General features: G+C 63.3%; 12 protein-coding genes. 8 read left to right on the top strand and 4 right to left on the bottom strand.

From position 1 onward, the window contains the following. Positions 1-23 precede the first annotated feature (23 nt). The 3 genes from SUTH_RS14590 to SUTH_RS14580 are packed head-to-tail and all read left to right on the top strand — an operon-like array spanning position 24 to position 2,879. Positions 24-869: an HDOD domain-containing protein gene (locus tag SUTH_RS14590; RefSeq protein ID WP_041100274.1), complete on the top strand. Its 846-nt coding sequence runs from the start codon at positions 24-26 to the stop codon at positions 867-869. Between the two features lie 48 nt (positions 870-917). Beyond that, positions 918-2,597: an acyl-CoA synthetase gene (locus SUTH_RS14585; RefSeq protein WP_052473675.1), complete on the top strand. Its 1,680-nt coding sequence runs from the start codon at positions 918-920 to the stop codon at positions 2,595-2,597. A gap of 33 nt (positions 2,598-2,630) precedes the next feature. Continuing rightward, positions 2,631-2,879: a hypothetical protein gene (locus SUTH_RS14580; RefSeq protein ID WP_041100272.1), complete on the top strand. Its 249-nt coding sequence runs from the start codon at positions 2,631-2,633 to the stop codon at positions 2,877-2,879. An 11-nt stretch (positions 2,880-2,890) separates the two neighbouring features. Here SUTH_RS14580 and corA read toward each other — a convergent pair whose 3' ends face one another. After that, positions 2,891-3,991: a magnesium/cobalt transporter CorA gene (gene corA / locus SUTH_RS14575; RefSeq protein ID WP_041100270.1), complete on the bottom strand. Its 1,101-nt coding sequence runs from the start codon at positions 3,989-3,991 to the stop codon at positions 2,891-2,893. A 144-nt stretch (positions 3,992-4,135) separates the two neighbouring features. Between corA and SUTH_RS14570 the strand changes: the two genes are divergently transcribed. The 3 genes from SUTH_RS14570 to SUTH_RS14560 all read left to right on the top strand — a co-directional run bounded on the left by SUTH_RS14570 (position 4,136) and on the right by SUTH_RS14560 (position 7,923). Continuing rightward, positions 4,136-5,713 (top strand): Re/Si-specific NAD(P)(+) transhydrogenase subunit alpha, encoded by a 1,578-nt coding sequence (locus SUTH_RS14570; RefSeq protein ID WP_041100268.1) that lies wholly within the window; start codon positions 4,136-4,138, stop codon positions 5,711-5,713. A gap of 11 nt (positions 5,714-5,724) precedes the next feature. Beyond that, positions 5,725-7,140 carry a Re/Si-specific NAD(P)(+) transhydrogenase subunit beta gene (gene pntB / locus SUTH_RS14565; RefSeq protein ID WP_041100266.1) on the top strand — a complete coding sequence of 472 codons (1,416 nt, stop codon included), beginning with the start codon at positions 5,725-5,727 and terminating at the stop codon, positions 7,138-7,140. Positions 7,141-7,296: 156 nt separating this feature from the next. After that, positions 7,297-7,923 (top strand): phosphatase PAP2 family protein, encoded by a 627-nt coding sequence (locus SUTH_RS14560; protein WP_052473674.1) that lies wholly within the window; start codon positions 7,297-7,299, stop codon positions 7,921-7,923. Between the two features lie 82 nt (positions 7,924-8,005). On the opposite strand, the gene SUTH_RS14555 is transcribed toward SUTH_RS14560, so the two are convergent. Together SUTH_RS14555 and uvrA are read right to left on the bottom strand one after the other, a co-directional pair. Beyond that, positions 8,006-8,200, bottom strand: coding sequence for a hypothetical protein (locus SUTH_RS14555; RefSeq protein ID WP_041100264.1), 195 nt, complete (start codon positions 8,198-8,200; stop codon positions 8,006-8,008). A 140-nt stretch (positions 8,201-8,340) separates the two neighbouring features. Further along, positions 8,341-11,226 (bottom strand): excinuclease ABC subunit UvrA, encoded by a 2,886-nt coding sequence (gene uvrA / locus SUTH_RS14550; protein WP_052473673.1) that lies wholly within the window; start codon positions 11,224-11,226, stop codon positions 8,341-8,343. Between the two features lie 134 nt (positions 11,227-11,360). Between uvrA and SUTH_RS14545 the strand changes: the two genes are divergently transcribed. Beyond that, positions 11,361-12,572 (top strand): MFS transporter, encoded by a 1,212-nt coding sequence (locus SUTH_RS14545; protein ID WP_041100262.1) that lies wholly within the window; start codon positions 11,361-11,363, stop codon positions 12,570-12,572. A 22-nt stretch (positions 12,573-12,594) separates the two neighbouring features. After that, entirely contained in the window at positions 12,595-13,062 is a 468-nt protein-coding gene (ssb, locus tag SUTH_RS14540) for a single-stranded DNA-binding protein (RefSeq protein ID WP_041100260.1), read from the top strand. 154 nt (positions 13,063-13,216) lie between these two features. Here the strand turns inward: ssb and SUTH_RS20125 are convergent, their stop codons facing one another. Continuing rightward, positions 13,217-19,171, bottom strand: coding sequence for a PilC/PilY family type IV pilus protein (locus SUTH_RS20125; RefSeq protein ID WP_084207432.1), 5,955 nt, complete (start codon positions 19,169-19,171; stop codon positions 13,217-13,219). Between the last annotated feature and the right edge of the window lies 1 nt (position 19,172).

Genomic DNA, 19,172 nt, shown 5'->3' with positions numbered 1-19,172 from the left:
GTTTCACATCGAGAGGAACGCGTGTGCAGTTTGACGAGCAACAGGCACTTGACCGCCTTGCCGCCAGCGGAATCCGTATTCCGCCGCAACCCGGGGTCGTGATCGAACTGCGCGACAGGATCGCGACGGGAGACTATAACGTGCGCTCCATCAGCCGCATCATCAGCCAGGACCCCGGGCTGGTTGCCATGCTGTTCAAGGCGGCGCGTTCGCCGGTATTCTCCCGCGGGCGCAAGTTCGACAAGCTGGACCAGGTGCTGCAGGTCATCGGCATCAAGCAGACATTCAGCCTGGTGCAGGCGATCGCGCTGTCGACCGCCATCGGCCAGGGCACGCGCAAGGCTTTTGAACGATTCTGGACGCGCGCCGGCGAGGTGGCGCAGCTCGCCGCGATCATCGCCGACGACCAGGTTTCCGTCTGCAACGTGTTTCCCGAGCAAGCCTACATGGCCGGAATTTTTCACGAGTGCGGCGTACCGGTGCTGATGATGCGCTTTCCGGATTACTGCAAGAAGATGCAGCTGGACGACGTCAGTTGCTGGCCCGCCCTTGTCGATGAGGATGCGCGATTCAATGTCGATCACTGCAGCATCGGTTATCTGGTGGCGCGCCACTGGGGCCTGCCGGATTTCGTCTGCGCGGCGATTCGCCATCATCACGAGATGCCTACCGAGGAGTCGGGTGCGGCGATTTCACTGGTGGGCATCGTGCAGTTGGCGATCCATTTCTATCACCGCATCAACGATCAGCCGAATCCGGTCTGGGACGAGATCGGTGGCCGCGTGCTGGAGGAAATCGGCATCCCGGCGCAAGAGCTTGACGACTATTTCGAGGATGTGTCGAATCGCTTTCACGAGGCGGGTGCCTGAGCATGTCGCATCGGAATGCCCGGGGCATCGGATGGACAGGGAGATGAAGTGAGCGGTATCGGACTGGATGCCACGGCGCGTGACTGGCAGGCCCTGCGGGCGTCGTTTCGCTGGCAGGTGCCGGCGCGCTACAACATTGCCCAGGCCTGTTGCGGCCGCTGGGCGGACGATCGGTCGCGTTTTGCCCTGTACTACGAGGACGAATCCGGGCACACGGAAGCCTGGACCTTCTGGGACGTGCAGCAGGCGGCGAATCGCCTGTCCAACGTGCTCGGCGCGATGGGCGTCATGGCCGGCGATCGCGTCGCCATCATGCTGCCGCAGCGGCCCGAAACCGGCATTGCGCACATGGCCTGCTACCAGATGGGTGCAATCGCGGTGCCGATCTCGCACCTGTTCGGCGCCGATGCGCTGGAATATCGCCTGTCCAATGCGGGAGCGCGGGTCGCCATCATCGACGACGGCGGCCTGGAAAAGCTCGCCGCCGTGCGCGACAAGCTGCCGCAACTGAAACATGTGATCGGCGTCGGCGGCGCGCGCGAAGCCTGGGTCCGCGAGTGGGCCACCCTGCTGCCGCTGGCCGCGTCGCGCTACACCCCGCGCGACACCGCGGCCGACGATCCGGCGATGATCATCTACACCAGCGGCACCACCGGCAACCCGAAGGGTGCGCTGATCGCGCAGCGCAGCCTGCTCGGCAACCTGCCGGGCTTCGTCTGCTCGCACGATTTCTATCCCCGGCGCGGCGACATGTTCTGGTCGCCGGCCGACTGGGCCTGGACCGGTGGGCTGTTCGATGCACTGCTGCCGACGTGGAATTTCGGCCAGCCGCTGCTCGGCTATCGCGGCCGCTTCGATCCGGAGAAGGCCTTCTGGCTGCTGGAAAAGTACGGCATACGCAATGCCTTCCTCTTTCCCACGGCACTCAAGATGATGATGAAGGCGGTGCCGCAGCCGAAGGAGAAGTACAACCTCGTCCTGCGCAGCATCATGAGCGCGGGCGAGACTGTCGGCGAGGCCGTCTGTCACTGGGCGCAGGAGGCGCTGGGCGTGACCGTGAACGAAATGTACGGCCAGACCGAAATCAACTACATCGTCGGCAACTGCGCCGCGGTGACATCGCCCAAGCCCGGCGCCATGGGCCGCGGCTATCCGGGGCACCAGTTGGCGGTACTCGACGACGCGGGCAATCCCGTGGCGCCCGGCGAGCTGGGCGAGGTCTGCGTGCAGCGCAGCTGCAACGGCGAGATGGATCCGGTGTTCATGCTCGGCTACTGGAAGAATCCCGAGGCCACCGCGGAAAAATTCATCGGCGGCGGCGTGGATGATCCCCAAGCCTGGGGCCGCACCGGCGATCTGGCGAAGATGGATGAAGACGGCGTGCTCTGGTATCAGGGGCGCAGCGACGACATGTTCAAGAGTGCCGGCTACCGCATCGGGCCGGGCGAGATCGAGAACTGCCTGGTCAAGCATCCGGCGGTGGCCAATGCCGCCGTGATCGGCGAACCGGACCCGGTGCGCGGCACGGTGGTCAAGGCCTTCATCGTGCTGCAGGCCGGCGAAAAGCCCTCAGCCGAACTCGAAGCGTCGCTGCAGCAGCATGTGCGCCAGTTCCTGGCGCCTTACGAATATCCGAAGATCATCGAGTTCATCGATGCCCTGCCGATGACCACCACCGGCAAGGTGCAGCGACGCCTGCTGCGACAGCGCACGAAGGCTGCCGTATAGAATGGGTCTGGCGAATGCCGAGGAAAACAGAACATGACTGATCCCGTTACAGGCACCGACCGACGTGCCAATCCGCAGTTGCGAACGATCTTCGTGCAGGCCTACGACGTGTTGCAGCCGTTTTTCGATCCGGCCAACAGCTGGGGTGGGCAGACCCACGAGCATCTGGCCTATCGTGCGCTGCACGAGCAGTTTCCCGGCTTGTCGACCCAGGAGGTCTTTGTGCTGGTGGAGGCCGCGCGGCGCGTGTTTCGTACCACCGGAAAACCGGCAACACCTTAGTCAGCCGCGGGCTATTCCAGCCAGCGCCGCCGCCAGAAGACCAGGCTCAGCGTGGCGGCCACCGTTGCCATCATGCCGATCGCAATGATGAAGCCTGTCGGCAGGTCGAGCAGCGGCATGGTCTTGAAGTTCATGCCGAAGATGCCCGAGATCAGCGTCGCCGGCATGAAGATGATGGCCACCACGGTCAGCGCACGGACCTCCTGATTGACCCGGTTGCTGACCGCCGACAGGTAGATGTCGAGCATGCCGGCGATCACGTCGCGGTTGGCTTCCAGCGATTCGATGGCGTGCACCGTGTGGTCGTAGATGTCGCGCAGGTAGGGGCGGGTTTCGGCGCGGAAGAAGCGGTCGTCGGCGCGGGTCAGGCTGTTGATGACCTCGCGCAGGGGCCAGATCGAACGGCGCAGCACCAGGGTCTCGCGCTTGAGCTGGTGCAGGGTTGCCAGCGAGCCCGGCTGGGGCCGCTCCAGCATGATGTCTTCGAGTTCTTCGGTACGTTCGCCGATGCTCTCCAGTATCGTGAAGCAGCGGTCGACGATGGTGTCGAGCAGGGAATAGGCCAGATAGTCGGCGCCCAGCTTGCGGATCTGGCCGCGATCCTGGCGCAGGCGCTCGCGCACCGGGTCGAAGCGGCCGCTGGGCCGTTCCTGGAAGGTCAGGACGAAGTTGGGGCCGAGGATCAGGCTGACCTGGTCGGACCCGATCTGGCGGCTTTCGCCGTCGATTTCGAAGAAGCGGGCGACCATGAAGAGATAGTCGCCGTAATCATCCACTTTTGGCCGCTGGTCGGTGTTGAGGATGTCTTCCAGCACCAGCGGATGCAGTTTGAAGCGGCGACCTATCTCTGCCATCACCTCGGGTTCGTGCAGGCCATGGACGTTGAGCCAGAGTACCGGCAGCTTCGGCTGATAGGCCTGGGCGGCCGCCAGCGAAGTGAACTGGTGCTCGACGATTTCGGAGTCGCCGTACTCGATCAGCGAGATCGCCGGCTCTTCGGTCTTGCGCTCGCCGAGGTGGATCAGCGAGCCGGGCGCCAAGCCCACCTTGGAGGCTTGCGACAGACGTTTGGCGGCGCGCGTGCGGGATCGAGCGGGCTTCGAATTCGTCATTGCTGGAGATAATGTCGTGATCGAAAGGCGTTATCATAGCCGGCGCACGATATCTGCGGCCGGACGTGTTTCAGGTGCGAACGAGAAGGACAAAAACAGACGTTCGCGCATCACAGGTTCAATGAACATGCAAATGGGAGAATCATGGCACTGACAATTGGCATTCCCCGGGAAACGCTGGCGGGTGAAAAACGGGTTGCTACGGTACCCGAAGTCGTTGAAAAACTCATCAAGCTGGGCTTCTCGGTGGCCGTCGAATCCGGCGCCGGTGATGCAGCGAATTTCAGCGATGAAACCTATCGCGCCGCTGGCGCACGGATCATCGACAGCGCCGCCCAATTGTTTGCGGCGTCCGACATCGTTTTCAAGGTATGCGTACCGACGGCGGCGGAAGTCGGCCTGCTGCGCGAGGGCGGCACCCTGATCGGCTTCATCTGGCCGGCGCAGAACCCGGAACTGATGCAGCAGCTGGCCGCGAAAAAGGCCACCGTGCTGGCCATCGACTCGCTGCCGCGCACGCTTTCCCGTGCCCAGAAGATGGACGCCCTGACTTCGCAGGCCGGCGTTGCCGGCTACCGCGCCGTGATCGAGGCCGCCAATGCCTTCGGCCGTTTCTTCAACGGCCAGATCACCGCCGCGGGCAAGGTGCCGCCGGCCAAGGTCTTCATCGCCGGCGCCGGCGTCGCCGGCCTCGCGGCGATCGGCACGGCGGCCGGCCTGGGCGCCATCGTGCGCGCCAACGATACCCGTGCCGAGGTGGCCGACCAGGTCGTGTCGCTGGGCGGCGAATTCGTCAAGGTCGATTACGAGGAGGAAGGTTCCGGCGGCGGCGGCTACGCCAAGGTCATGAGCGAGGGCTTCCAGCAGGCCCAGCGCGAAATGTATGCCAAGCAGGCGCGCGAGGTGGACATCATCATCACCACCGCGCTGATCCCCGGCAAGCCCGCGCCCCGGCTGATCACCGCCGAGATGGTGCAGAGCATGAAGCCCGGCAGCGTGATCGTCGACATGGCGGCCGAGCGCGGCGGCAACTGCGAGCTGACCGAGCCCGGCCAGGCGGTGGTGAAGCACGGCGTGACCATCCTTGGCTACACCGATTTGAACTCGCGCCTGGCCAGGCAATCCTCGACGCTGTATGCCACCAACCTGTTCCGCCTTGCCGAGGAACTGTGCAAGACGAAAAGCGTCAAGGACGACGGCACCCTCGACGTCAACATGGATGACGACGCCATCCGCGGCCTGACCGTCATCAAGGAAGGCAGCATCACCTGGCCGCCTCCGCCACCCAAGACTTCGGCGGCCCCGCCGGCCGCCGCCAAGCCGGCCGCCGCCGCCACCGCCGCGAAGAAGGGCGGCGGTCACGGCAAGGCCAGCGCACCGGCATCCGCCGGCACCACGGCGATCATGTTCGCCGTCGCCGCCGTGCTGTTCTGGTTCGTCGGCGCCAACGCCCCGGCGGCCTTCCTCGCGCACTTCACGGTGTTCGTGCTGGCCTGCTTCGTCGGCTACATGGTGGTGTGGAACGTGACGCCGGCCCTGCATACGCCGCTGATGAGCGTGACCAACGCGATCAGCAGCATCATCGCGATCGGCGCGCTGGTGCAGGTCGGGCCGGAAGGCTGGATCCGCTGGCTGGCGGTCGCCGGCATCGCGCTCACCGCCGTGAATATGTTCGGCGGTTTCGCCGTCACCCAGCGCATGCTGGCAATGTTCCGCAAATAAGGAGACACGACATGTCTGAAAGTCTGGCAACCGTCTCCTATATCGGAGCAACCATCCTCTTCATCCTCAGCCTTGGGGGCCTTTCCAACCCGGAGACGTCGCGCCGCGGCAATCTCTACGGCATGATCGGCATGACCATCGCGGTCCTGGCGACGGTGTTCGGTCCGCGCGTGACCATGGCCGGCATCCCCTGGATCATCGGCGGCATGGTGGTCGGCGGCAGCATCGGCCTTTACGCCGCGCGCACCGTTCAGATGACCCAGATGCCGGAACTGGTGGCGCTGATGCACAGCCTGGTCGGCCTGGCCGCGTGCCTGGTCGGCTTCGCCAACTACATCGATCCGTCGGCGTCCGCCGGCCTGAGCCACGCGGAAAAGGTCATTCACGAGATCGAGATCTATGTCGGCATCCTGATCGGCGCCATCACCTTCTCGGGTTCGATCATCGCCTTCGGCAAGCTCTCGGGCAAGATCGGCGGCAACCCGATGCTGCTGCCCGGTCGGCACTGGCTCAATCTCGCCGGCCTGCTGATCGTGATTTATTTCGGCGGCGCCTTCATCAAGTCGGCCTCGGTGGCCGACGGCATGACGCCACTGATCGTGATGACCGTCATCGCGCTGCTGTTCGGCATCCACATGGTGATGGCGATCGGCGGCGCCGACATGCCGGTGGTGGTGTCGATGCTGAACAGCTATTCCGGCTGGGCGGCGGCGGCCACCGGCTTCATGCTGAACAACGACCTGCTGATCGTTACCGGTGCGCTGGTCGGGTCAAGCGGCGCGATCCTTTCCTACATCATGTGCGCGGCGATGAACCGGCATTTCATCAGCGTGATTGCCGGCGGTTTCGGCACCACCAGCGGGGCGCCGGCGGCGGCGGGCGCGCAACCGGCCGGTGAAGTGGCGCCTATCCTCAGCGCCGAGACCGCGGAACTGCTGGCCGAGGCCAAGAACGTCATCATCGTACCGGGTTACGGCATGGCGGTGGCGCAGGCCCAGCACACGGTGTATGAGATCACCAGGCATCTGCGCGAGAAGGGCGTCAATGTGCGTTTCGGCATCCACCCGGTGGCGGGCCGCATGCCCGGCCACATGAACGTGCTGCTGGCCGAAGCCAAGGTGCCTTACGACATCGTGTTCGAGATGGACGAACTCAACGACGACTTCCCGGCGACGGACGTGGCGATCGTCATCGGCGCCAACGACATCGTGAATCCCGCGGCCCAGGACGATCCGGCCAGCCCCATCGCCGGCATGCCGGTGCTGGAAGTCTGGAAGGCCAAGACCTCGATCGTGATGAAGCGCAGCATGGCCTCGGGCTACGCCGGCGTGGATAATCCGCTGTTCTACAAGGAGAACAACCGGATGCTGTTCGGCGATGCCAAGAAGATGCTGGACGAGGTGCTGGTGGCGCTGAAGGGCGCCTGATTCCCGGGAGCGGGAGCGCAGGACAAAACGCCACGGCATGCCGTGGCGTTTTTGTTGAATCATGGTTCATTGCGGCGGGAGACCTGCGCCACGCCATTTCGGGAGTCGGCGCTGGCGCTACGGCGATATTGCGGGAAGCGGGCTTGGGGAATCTGCATGACGGGATCGAAGGCGAGCCGGGTGGCGGCATGGTGGATCGCGGCGGTCGCCACGCCTGTCGCCATGGCCGTCTGGATCGGCGCCAGCGCGAACGGCATTCCGGGCTTCGATCGCGAAGGACTGACCCTGGCCCATGCCTGGCGCGGCCCCTGGCTGGACGCGGTTTTTCCGATCCTGACCAGGCTGGGATCCATGATGGTGCTGCTGCCGCTGTTGGTGGTCGGCGGAGTGATGTTATGGCGCGGAGGTTTTCGCCGCGAGGCAGGGTTCTTCGCTGCGGCCGTGATTGGCGCCTCGATATTTGCGCAACTGGCAAAGCATCTGGTCTTGCGTCAGCGCCCCGATCTGTTTGCCGCACTGGCCCCGGTTGCGTCGCCGTTGTCGTTTCCCAGTTCGCACGCGGTGCAGGTGACGGCGCTTGCCGTGGCATCTGGGGTGCTGGTTGTCCGTCTCGCGCCGGGTTGCCGGCGCCGGGCGATGCCGCTACTGGCGGCGCTGGCGGTGCTGGTCGGTTTCTCGCGCCTCTACCTGCAGGTGCATTATCCAAGCGATGTTCTGACGGGCGCCCTGGCGGCGACGTTCTGGGTAGCCGGTCTGCGCGTCCTGGTTTTCGCGCGAGGCTGACGCCGGCTTGTGCTTTGCATGTCCGTCGTGAGGCACAAAAAAAGCGGGCCGCAGCCCGCTTTTTTCTTCGGAGAGGCGCAGATTACTTCTTTGCGTCTTTCTTCTCGGCCTTCTTTTCTTCCTTCTTCTCTTCCTTCTTTTCCATCTTCTTCTCTTCCTTCTTCTCTTCCTTCTTTTCCATCTTCTTCTCTTCCTTCTTCGGTGCGTCAGCGGCGAAGGAACCGGCGGAAACGGTGGCGAAGGCGGCGGCGATCAGAATGGAAAGTAGCTTGCTCATGTAATACCCCTTGTATGTGGTTTATGAAATCACGGCCAGATTGGCGCGCAGGCACTATATACAAGGTTTATTACTTTTGGCAAGTGGGCTTGGATGCAATATTTGCCATGGTTCCCGTTGCCGCAGGGTTTCCGGTTTGATCATGGCGCGGAGTGTTTCTTGCGCCCCGACGCCTTTGGCGTGGGAGCTGCCTTCTTCGCGATCGGCCGTTTCGCCAGAAACCGGGCAAGGTAGCGCCCCGTGTAGCTGCCCTTGACCTGCGCCACGTCTTCCGGCGTGCCCGAGGCGATGATGCGGCCGCCGCCGTCGCCGCCTTCCGGGCCCAGATCGACCAGCCAGTCGGCGGTCTTGATCACGTCGAGGTTGTGTTCGATGACCACCACCGTGTTGCCGTGGTCGCGCAGGCGGTGCAGCACCGAGAGCAGCATTTCGATGTCCTGGAAATGCAGGCCGGTGGTGGGCTCGTCGAGGATGTAAAGCGTGCGCCCGGTGTCGCGCTTGGAAAGCTCCAGCGCCAGTTTGACGCGCTGCGCCTCACCCCCCGAAAGAGTGGTCGCTGACTGGCCGAGCTGGATGTAGGAGAGGCCGACATCCACCAGCGTCTGCAATTTGCGCGCGACGACCGGCACCGGGTCGAAGAACTCGCGCGCCTGCTCGACGGTCATCTGCAGCACTTCGTGGATGGTCTTGCCCTTGTAGCGTACTTCCAGCGTTTCGCGGTTGTAGCGCTTGTCGTGGCAGACGTCGCAGGGGACGAAGATGTCGGGCAGGAAATGCATTTCCACCTTGATCATGCCGTCGCCCTGGCAGGCTTCGCAGCGGCCACCCTTGACGTTGAAGCTGAAGCGTCCGGGGCTGTAGCCGCGCTCGCGCGATTGCGGCACGCCGGCGAAGAGTTCGCGGATCGGCGTCAGCAGTCCGGTGTAGGTGGCCGGGTTGGAGCGCGGCGTGCGGCCGATCGGCGACTGGTCGACGTTGATCACCTTGTCGAAGAACTCGAGGCCTTCGATCTCGCGGTGCGCTGCCGGCTCGACCGCCGAGCCGTAGAGATGGCGCGCGGCGGCGGCGTAGAGCGTGTCGTTGATCAGGGTCGATTTGCCCGAACCGGAAACGCCGGTGATGCAGGTCAGCAAACCGACCGGAATCTGCAGGTCGACCTGCTTCAGGTTGTTGCCGCTGGCATTGCGGATTATCAGTTCGCGCAGCTTGTTGGGCGGCGTGCGCTGGGCCGGAATTGCTATTTCGCGCCGGCCGGAGAGGAAGGCGCCGGTCATCGACGCGCTGTTGGCCGCAACCTGAGCCGGCGTACCTTCTGCCACCACGCGGCCGCCGTGCTCGCCGGCGCCGGGGCCCATGTCCACCACGTAGTCGGCGGATTCGATGGCTTCGAGGTCGTGCTCGACCACGATCACCGTGTTGCCCAGGTCGCGCAGGTGCGTCAGTGTCTCCAGCAGGCGCGCATTGTCGCGCTGGTGCAGGCCGATCGAGGGTTCGTCGAGCACATACATCACGCCCGTCAAACCCGAGCCGATCTGCGAGGCCAGCCGGATGCGCTGCGCCTCGCCGCCCGAGAGCGTTTCCGCCGAACGGTCGAGCGAGAGGTAATCGAGCCCGACGTTTATGAGGAAGGACAGCCGCGCCGTGATTTCCTTGAGTATCTTTTCGCCGACCTGCGCCTTCTGTCCGGTCAGTTGCAACAGGTTGAAGAAGTCGCGGCAATTGATCAGCGAGAGGCGGCTGATGTCGGAGATGGTCTTGCCGCCGACAAAGACGTGGCGCGCCTCGCGGCGCAGGCGCATGCCGCCGCATTCCGGGCAGGGCTTGTTGTTGAGGTACTTCGATAATTCTTCGCGCACCGCCATCGAGTCGGTCTCGCGGTAGCGGCGCTCGAGGCTGGGGATGATGCCCTCGAAGGCATGCGTGCGATCGAAGCGGGTGCCCTTTTCGTTCAGATATTTGAACTTGATCTGCTCCTTGCCCGAGCCGTAGAGCACGATGTCGGCCGTCGCTGCCGGCAGCTTTTCGAACGGAACATTGGTGTCGATGCCGTAGTGCGCGGCCAATGACTCCAGCATCTGGAAATAGAACTGGTTGCGCCGGTCCCAGCCCTTGATCGCGCCGGCGGCGAGGCTCAGGTGCGGATAGGCGACCACCCGCGCCGGATCGAAGAACTGGATCTGGCCGAGGCCGTCGCACTTCTGGCAGGCGCCCATCGGGTTGTTGAAGGAGAACAGGCGCGGCTCCAGCTCCTGCAGCGCGTAGTTGCAGACCGGGCAGGCGAATTTCGACGAGAACAAATACTCCTTGCCGGTGTCCATTTCCACGGCCAGCGCGCGGCCCTCGGCATGCATCAGCGCGGTCTCGAAGCTTTCGGCCAGGCGCTGGCGCACGTCGGGCCGCACCTTGAGGCGATCGACCACGATGTCGATGGTGTGCTTGTGCGTCTTGGCCAGTTTCGGCAATGTGTCGATGTCGTGCACCTTGCCATCCACCCGCAGGCGCACGAAACCCTGCGCGCGCAGCTCGGCGAACAGGTCGAGCTGCTCGCCCTTGCGGTTGGCCACGACGGGCGCGAGGATCATCAGCTTGGTGTCCTCGGGCAGGGCCAGCACATGGTCGACCATTTGCGAAACGCTGTTGGCTTCCAGCGGCAGGTCGTGGTCGGGGCAGTGCGGCGTGCCGGCGCGGGCGTAGAGCAGACGCAGGTAGTCGTGGATCTCGGTGACGGTGCCGACTGTCGAGCGCGGGTTGTGGCTGGTGGCCTTCTGCTCGATGGAAATCGCGGGACTCAAGCCTTCGATCAGGTCGACGTCGGGCTTTTCCATCAGTTGCAGGAACTGTCGGGCGTAAGCCGAAAGCGATTCGACATAGCGGCGCTGGCCTTCCGCGTAGAGCGTGTCGAAAGCCAGCGAGGACTTGCCCGAGCCGGACAGGCCGGTGATGACCGTCAGCCGGTTCCTCGGCAGGTCGAGGTTGATGTTCTTGAGGTTGTGCGTTCGCGCGCCGCGAATCTTGATTTCGTCCATGAATCGATGGGGTAAATGGCGTTGGTCTGGGGCAAAGTCGGGCAAGGAGCCCGGCAGTGGCCAGGCAACCTGCTAATATACGCGACTCCCCCATCTGCTTCATTCCCGACGTGCTTTCCCCCACTCCAGACGCCATGAGCCGCGACGAAAAGCGCGCAGGCGCCGCCCTCGCTTCCATCTTCGCGCTGCGCATGCTCGGCTTGTTCCTGATCCTGCCGGTGTTTGCGATCCATGCTCAGACCATTCCCGGCGGCGACGACCTGACATTGGTCGGCATCGCGCTCGGCGCCTATGGCCTGACCCAGGCCATGTTCCAGATTCCCTTCGGCATGGCGGCCGATACCTTCGGCCGCAAACGGGTGATCGTCATCGGCCTGCTGCTGTTTGCCTTCGGCTCTGCCGTCGCGGCTTTATCGACGGACATCTGGTGGGCCATCATCGGTCGCGTGCTGCAGGGGGCTGGCGCGATCTCCGCAGCCGTCACGGCACTCGCCGCCGATTTGACGCGCGAACAGCATCGCACCAAGGTGATGGCGATGATCGGTTCCTCCATCGGGCTGGTGTTCGCCTTGTCGCTGGTCGCCGCGCCCGCGCTGTACGCCGCGATCGGCATGAGCGGGATATTCTGGCTGACGGCAATCCTGGCCGTTGCCGCCATCGGCCTCGTCACCCATGTCGTACCGCCGGCGCCACCGCTGCCGCCAGGACCCAAGCCGCCGTTTCGCGATGTGCTGCTCGATACCCAGTTGCTGCGGCTGAATTTCGGCATCTTCACCCTGCATATGGTGCAGATGGCGATGTTCGTTGTCGTCCCCGGCCTGCTGATCCGCTACGGTGACCTGCCGCTGGCCTCGCACTGGAAGATCTACCTGCCGGCGGTGCTGGCCTCCTTCGTCCTGATGGTGCCGGCGATCATCCTCGCCGAGAAGCGCAACAAGGTGCAGCCGGTGTTTGTCTTTGCCATCGCCCTGCTGCTGGCGACCTTGCTGGTGATGGGGTTTGGCGGCACAAGCTTCACCGTGATGGCGGGCGGCCTGCTGAGCTTTTTCGTCGCCTTCAACATTCTCGAAGCCATGCTGCCCTCGCTGATTTCCCGCGTTGCCCCGCCGCGTGCCAAGGGCGCGGCGCTGGGCGTCTACAACACCACCCAGGCGCTCGGCCTGTTCCTCGGCGGGGCGCTGGGCGGCTGGCTGGTAAAGAATTTCGACGCCGGTGCAGTGTTCTTTTCCGGTGCGGCGATGGCCGCAATCTGGCTGGTGGCGGCAGCCACCATGCCGCCCGTCCCGCTGCGCCGGCCAATGGCGACAGCGCCATCCGCGCATGGCATACTTGAAACAAAATCCTGAACAAAATCCAAGGAGAAAAGGCATGGCGTCAGTCAACAAGGTCATCATCGTCGGCAATCTGGGCCGCGATCCGGAAGTGCGCTACACGCCCAACGGTGATTCGATCACCAATGTCACCATCGCCACCACCGACACCTGGAAGGACAAGGCCACCGGCGAGAAGAAGGAAGCCACCGAATGGCATCGCGTGGTGTTCTTCGGCAAGCTGGCCGAGATTGCCGGCCAGTACCTGAAAAAGGGTCGGCAGGTCTACGTCGAAGGTGCCCTGCGCACCCGCAAATGGACCGACAAGGAAGGCCAGGAACGCTACACGACCGAGATCGTCGCCAACGAAATGAAAATGCTCGGCTCGCGCGAGGGCATGAGCGACGCGCCGCCGCGCGAGAGCGGCGGCGGTGCTGGTGCCGGCGGCGGTGGCAGTCGTCCCGCTGCCGCTGCGGCGCCCGCCGGCGGCAACTTCAACGATTTCGAGGACGATATTCCGTTCTGACCCCTCTCCAGCGGTTGGAGAAAAACAAACCCGGACAGGCGATGAGCCTGTCCGGGTTTTTTGTTGCCTGTGTTTCTATGCGGGTCGAAAGTCGGCGCTGGCGGGACGGCGGTCTGCAATCAGCAGCGGCCGGAAGGCGGCTGCTGATACAGATCTACTCGGTAATCAGTTCGCGCCAGGATACGCGCCGGGTGGTTCCCGCGCCGCTGCCGATGGCGACGTCGGAGGTCGTGGTCGTACCGTCTGACAACCGGGTCAGTGCCACCACCGTGTTGTTGGGCAGGCGCACCACGGTCGGGCGCGTAGCCAGAGCGCTGCCGAGCCTGCGGGCCGAGACCCCCGTTGTCGAGCTGGATACGGCGCCGCCGGTTCGGTAATCGAGGAACCAGGTGTAGCTGTAGCCGCCCGCCGTACAGGCGCTGACGTTGGGCACGTTGGTATTGAACACCAGGGTTCCCAGTTGCAGGACCGGGTCGGTGTTGTCGCGCTCGCCGCCATCCGGGAAGTCGACGTACCAGCCATTCTTGGTGGAGAAATCGACGGCGTTGTTGGTGGTGGTGCGCACCGATTCCCCGGCACGGCAAATGCTGGTTGGCGAGCCGCTGGGACAGAGCGTGGTGGTTTGCACTTGTTCGACGAAGTCCGACCCGGCGGCATGCGGATTGGGGAGGGATGTACTGTCGAGGTTGTCCTTGATCGCGTACATCGTTTGTTGCGACAGATCCGTCAGGTCGGGGGTGCCCAGATAGCGGCCGGTGCCGACAAAGACCACCGGGTATTTTGTGTTGCCCACCGTGATCTCGCCAAGTTCCGGCCGGCTGGTAATGGGCTGCCTCGCGGTACCCGCGGCGTCGGTGTATAGCGTCACCATGCGATGGGCATCGTAGCCGGCTGCGCCGATGTCGCCATTGATGTCGAAGCGCCACACATTGCCGAACATGTCGCCGCCATATACCCGCAGGGCGGTGTTGTCGTTGGTGGCGTTATCCACCCAGGCACGGATGCGACCCAGATTGCTCGGGGTACCTCCAGCCACCGCGCCGACCGTTCCCGGATCGGTAGCCAGCGTATACCTGAACGTGGTGGTGGTCGGCACCGCCGTCACGGTGAATGTGCCGCTGTAGCCGCTGGGTGAAAAGCCGGCTACGGTGACCGTGTTGCCGACGGCCAAGCCATGCGCCGTGGCGGTGGTGATGGTCGCCACATTGGCCGCCCAGGGGGTGGTGATGGATGCGGTTCTGCTGACGGTCTCGCTTCCTAGCGCTGTCCAGCCCCCGGGGTCGGACGCCACCGCATACTGCAAGCGCGTTGTGCTGGGAACGGCAGTGACCAGGAAGGTGCCGTTGTACCCCGTATTGGCATTGTCGAATCCGGTGACGGTGATCGAGGTGCCGACAGTCAGGCCATGGGCAGCCGTGGTGTCCATGGTCACCGTGCCGGCAGCCCAGGAGGCAGCGCTGACTGCCTTCGGATTCACTCGACCGGAACGCGTCACGAAGGGATCGGTGGTCAGCGCATACCGGAACTGGGTGGCACTGGGTACGGCAGTTACGGTGAATGTGCCGTTGTAGCCGCTGGGTGTGACGCCGGTTATCGACGCCGCGTCTCCGACGACAAAGCCATGGGCGGCGGAGGTGGTGATCGTCGCCACATTCGCCGACCAGGATGCCGTCGTGATGTCGACGGAAGGGCTGCCGGTGCCAGTACTGATGGTGCGGATCAGCGTGCCGGTATTTGCATTGATGACATACAGCCGCCCCACGCCGTCGCCCGGCGACAGGTTGTTGTAGCCCGAGGTCACCAGGACGACCCATGTGCCATCCTTGAGCTTGGTAATTTCCGGGTTGCCGAAGGTATAACCCATGTTGGTCTCGGTATATTCCCACAGCGCCTTGGGCGCCAGGGGATCGGTAATGTCGAGTGCGTAATAACCCCGTCCGCCGGCGTTGAAGCCGCCGACCAGTATGGTCTTCCAGACCGGATCGGGATGGCTGCCCGGGTCCGCCACCAGCGCGAACTTGAACGTCGTGGAGTTTGGTACCTCGGTGATGGTGAAGGTGCCGTTGTAACCGCTGGCAGACATGCCGTTGATGACAACGATGGTGTTCACCGAGTAGCCATGCGCTTCCGCCGTGGTGATGGTCGCCACTCCTGCTGCCCAACTGGCCGAAGCGATGACAATACTCGCGGTCAGGCCGTCCTCGACCACCGTCGGGCTTGCATTGCAGTTCGCCGTGCAGATATCGGCAACCACTGGCGTACCATCCACAAAATAGCTGTGCTGGTTCGAGTAGTTCTTGTCTGCCAGTTTGTAGAGGTTGGGCAGCATCTGGGACGGTATGTAGGCCCACGCTTCGTCGCCGCCCTTTACCGTGGCGCCCGTCGTGATATCCGGGTCGCAGTCCGCGGGAACCGCGGCGACGGGTGGGCTGGCCGATGGGACGGGCAGCGTCGTGCAGGGCGCCGATGCCGCATAGAAGGCATGAAGCATGCCGTCGTTGGAGGCTGCATAGACCATGCCCCGGCGCGTGTTGTTGGCTGTGACGAAGGGTGTGTAGGTGGTGCCGTCGGGTGTCTTCAGGTAGCCGCGATCCAGATACTGGAACAGCGATTTCTTCACATACACAGCCTCAGCCGTCACGATGTCACCGAGCAGGTGATTGCGCTGGCGGTAGTACTTGCTGGTGTCGCTGGCAACCCCTTCGTTGGTGCGTTGGCCGCGCAGGAAGTTCACCAGGTTGTTCCCGGCCGCGGCGCTTTGATCGGTGGAGCTCAGGCAGGTGGTGCCGACTGAACAGAATTGCGACAGGCCGGCGATGTTCGGCGTATTGAAGTAGGCCTGTTCCGTGCTGGTCAAACTGGCGTAGGTAAATGCCTTGAGCTTGTTCGCCGTGGCGGAATCAAAGGTGTAAATGGTACGGCCCGTGTGGGTCCTGAGATCGAGCAGGTCCTGCGCAGCCCAGTCGATCGCAGTCGACACGACGCCGGTGGTCAGGTCGATCTGCTGGCGCACCAGTTCGCCGTCCCAGACCTGCGTGGAAAAGGTCGAACTGAAGACGAAGTTGTCGCCCGAGGTCACGTTGGGGTTGCTGGTGGTGGCGGCGGCGGAAGATCCGAGGCGGGCGCTGACGCCCGACAAGGCGCTGGACAGGCCGGCCGAAAGTGTTGCCGGGTTGGTGGCGCTGAAGTAAGTGCCACGGCCATTGACTGCGGTGTGCCACAAGTCGTCGATGGTGGTCATCGTATTGCTCACCGGCACCGGCCAGTTGCATTGTGTGCCCGTGGCCTGCCAGGTGCAGATACCCGCCACGCCGTCGGCGGATATGCCATTCTTGATCGCATAGTAATCATCGATGGTGGTCGTGGCGGAGGCATAGCTGGGCGAGAACAGCATCTTGCCTGACGCCCCGAGGCCGAGGGTGAAGGTGGTCATGTGTTGCCAGGACGCCGCATCTTCTCCTGTGGCCGGTACGTCGTTGCTGCAAACGTCGCTGCCTGCCGTTGCCGGGGGCACTATCACGCCGGTGCAGTTGGTCAATGCCGCAGTGCGCAGGTCGGTCTTGTAGTAATACTCCGCCACGTCGGCCAGGGTATTCGAGGTGCCGCCGCTACCTACGCTGGTCGTGGTGGACGCACCTGCCGTGTTGACTCCGGCAATAGTGGTGGTAACGACTGGCGTGCCGTTGACGGTAGTCGCAGCACCGGCAACGCCGGGGCTGGTGCCGGCGGCGGGCGGGCTGGCGGAGCAACTGACGACCGCGGATCCGCTGTTGGTCCACAGTGCGGGGTTGCTGCCGTCGGGAACCCCGGAATCGACAGAGCCTGCATCCATCGTGGCGGGTGTGACGTTGACAACGCTTACGGTGGGGAGGCTGTCAGTTGGCGGCGCGGCGACGCCATTGGTGATCACGACAGTCCGGTTGAAGGTCGAGGTGAAGTCGTCTTCGGAGGTGATGCTCCCGGTGAGTGTGCGGGGCGATGTCTGGGTCTGCACGCTGACCGCCGACTGACCGGCGGGACACTGGAACCGGCAGCCGTACAAATTGTTGCCCGAGCGGACTTGCTCGCAAGAAAGGGCGCCCGCCGGAGCGCTGTTGTTGAAAATGCAGTAGATGGAATTGTCATCAACGTCGGTCTTGCACGCTGCACCCCCAGTCGGCAGTGTGGCCGCCGCGCTGTTGCCACGGCATGCATAGACTTTGTTGCCGCCGGCATCGAGCTGGTTGCACTCATAGCGCTGATTGGAATTGCTGTTGCCGGAGGTCGTGATGCACCAGGTTTTGGCGGAACCGCTCGAGTTGCTTCCGTTGTCCAGCAAACACGAAGTGGGGAGGGTCGGTGTGGCGGTGGCGACGGTGGTGATCGTGCGCGTGTAAGGCGTGGTGGTAACGACAGGCGTTACCGTGGTCTTGCGATCCACCTTGCTCCAGGGCGTCACCGTCGTATCGGTGACGATGCTTGAGTCGACGAAGGGCCGGACCTCCGTGCCATCCTGTTGGCCAACCGTGGTTGTGCCATTCAGCTTGTAGCCGCTGCCCGAGTTCCAGTAGCCGTCGGTCGACAGTATGGTGAAATTCTGCTGACAGGAATACTGCATCGGGTCGACCACCACGCTGCCGTTGAAGGTGTCGCCATTCTTCATGCCGGCATAGATGCGTCCGGCATTGGTCATGGCCGGGTGCAGCGGTGTGCTGTTGTTGGGATTGGCGGCAAACAGCTTGGCATACCAGGCCCGCTTCTGCGTCATGTTGAAATCCGACACATTGAGAAAATCTGTGCCGGTATTGTTGTTGATGCTGAAATACCCGACCCGGTAGGTCGCGCCCACCGGCTGAAAGGCGATGCTGGTGGAGGTTTTCATCATCTGCATGCGCGTACGGTAGTAGGTATACCAGTTGGCGTAATTGGTCATTTCCTCGGTGTAGGTGCAGGTGGTTCCGGCACAGTCGGTGCGCGTGGATGCCTTGGTGGCGGTGCCGGGATAGGGGTAGCTGTTGTTGGTGGATACGATCTCGGTGCCCACATTGCTACCCGGCACATAACCATTGGTGGCATCGTAACCGGCGAACGCCGTCATCGTGAAAGGCGATGCTCCGCTCTTGGCCGGCGACGTTGTTTGCAGCGTGTTGGAGAATGACATGACTACCGCGTAGCCATTGGCATTGACATTGGTGGTGCCAATGGTCGCTGGCGCGGTGATGGTTACCGTGGAGCTGCTACGAGTGGCGCTATAGCCGGCAACCTGACAATTTCCCTTCGCAAAAAGGGTGCAGGCATTGATTCCCGCAACGATGTTGGACGCGACCGTGCTCGGGGTGCTGGAACTTGCGGTCGAGGCATTCAGGATTTGCAGGCCATTGGCGGTGATGCCGGTCACTATTGCGTTGGTAGACGCCGATACCGTGAATGAGGTGGTTGCGCTCGTGCCGAGGAACAGACCCGGATAGCGTGGATAGAAGAAAGCGTCATTGGTCCACACTGCCTGGCAACCTTTGGGGGGCGCCGCGACGGGCTTATCATTGCTGGTATGCGCTGCACTGTCGCACCAGCGCAGGTAGGCCGTGACCGGATGGGTTACGCTCGGCGCGGTACCTGCCGCGCAGGTTTGTTGCTTGACATTGGTGCAATACTCGCCGGCCAGGAAGGTGTAGAAGTAAGCCGAACTGGTCAGATCGCTGGTGCTGGTGCTTTGCACGCCGTAGGCATCGTTCTTGACCGCCTTCCAGTTGGGCATCGCTACCCCGGTATTGGCTCCTGTCGTTGCCGAGGTACCGGTCTGGCTGGGATAGGTGGTGGTATCCAGGGTGCCGTCGGTGGCATATCTGACCGGTTTCTGATAAGTCACCGCCGGGTCGTAGGCGACGCCGTTGAAACGACTGTTTTTGTATAGATTGACGCCGGGGCTATTGTCGTTAGCCCAGTCGGGCATGTAATCCGAGTCCATGCTACCTGAATCGTCAAGGATAAACATCAGATTAGGCAGCACCGCCGAGGCGCCCGAGGTCACCAGCGGGGCCGACGAGATGCTCGTCACGGCACCTTGGGTGCCGGACGCCGCGCCGAGAAATAGCAGCGCCTGACCGATGCCCCTGAGTAATCTGCTATTCATG

Origin of the sequence: Sulfuritalea hydrogenivorans sk43H (assembly GCF_000828635.1) — a bacterium.
Taxonomy (GTDB): Bacteria; Pseudomonadota; Gammaproteobacteria; order Burkholderiales; family Rhodocyclaceae; genus Sulfuritalea; species Sulfuritalea hydrogenivorans.
Note: the sequence above shows the minus strand (reverse complement) of the source record. Positions and strands in the feature narration are given on the sequence as shown.